Genomic DNA, 1,173 nt, shown 5'->3' with positions numbered 1-1,173 from the left:
TTCAGTAAACTGGTAAAAATAGGAATGACACATGACAACTCAATTCAACTTTGATGATGCTGTTAAAGCTCTTCAATCAGGCAAAAAACTTAATGGTAAAGATGGCGTACTTACCGATCTTATCAAACAATTAACAGAGTCAGCTCTTCAAGCAGAGCTTGAGCAACACCTTACTCATGAACAGCAACCTAACCGTAAAAATGGCTCTAGCACTAAAACGGTTAAGTCATCCGTTGGCACTTTTGAACTCGATACGCCAAGAGATCGCACTGGTTCGTTTGAGCCTCAACTTGTTAAAAAAAATCAAACTGCACTGACCGATGAAATAGACCAAAAAATCCTTTCCATGTTTAGTATGGGCATGAGTTATCGTGATATTAACAAGCACATCGAAGATATGTACGGCATGAACGTTGCCACAGGCATGATAAGCGCGGTCACCGACAAACTCATTCCAGAGCTAAAAGCATGGCAACAAAGGCCGCTGGATAGCCATTATCCAATTGTTTGGCTTGATGCAATTCACTACAAGGTTAAAGAAGACGGGCGTTATATTAGTAAAGCGGTTTACACATTACTCGGCTTAAATATTCACGGTAAAAAAGAAATACTTGGCTTACACCTATCAGAAAATGAAGGCGCTAACTATTGGTTATCAGTGCTCACCGACTTAAATAATCGAGGCGTTAAAGACATTCTTATCGCTTGTGTTGATGGCCTAACAGGCTTTCCAGAGGCGATTGCGGCTATTTTTCCTGAGACTGAAGTCCAGTTGTGCATTGTTCATCAAATACGTAACTCAATGAAGTATGTGGCGTCTAAGAATCAAAAAGCCTTCATGGCTGACTTAAAGCCCGTTTATCGAGCGCCAACAAAAGAAGCGGCTGAATTAGCCCTTGATGAGCTAGAGTTTAAATGGGGAACCGCTTATCCATTAGTAGTTAATTCTTGGCGTAACAAGTGGCATAACTTATCGGCTTACTTTAAATATCCTGAGCATATTCGCAAGGTAATTTACACGACAAATGCCGTTGAAGCAGTGCATCGCCAGTTTAGAAAACTGACGAAAACCAAAGGTGCATTCCCGAATGAAAATAGCTTGTTGAAGTTGCTTTATGCTGGCATATTAAACGCCACAGAGAAATGGACAATGCCAATACATAATTGGAGCCT

Annotated in this window: 1 protein-coding gene; it reads left to right on the top strand. The window is 40.8% G+C overall.

Annotation, left to right across the window (positions count from 1 at the left end; all coding sequences use genetic code 11):
• Positions 1 to 31: 31 nt before the first annotated feature.
• On the top strand, positions 32 to 1,173 hold a 1,142-nt coding region (locus N482_RS18280), incomplete at its 3' end, for an IS256 family transposase (RefSeq protein WP_063378418.1).

The organism is Pseudoalteromonas luteoviolacea NCIMB 1942, from assembly GCF_001625595.1.
GTDB lineage: Bacteria > Pseudomonadota > Gammaproteobacteria > Enterobacterales > Alteromonadaceae > Pseudoalteromonas > Pseudoalteromonas luteoviolacea_A.
The sequence above is the reverse complement of the archived record's forward strand: the minus strand, read 5'-3'. Positions and strand labels throughout refer to the sequence as shown.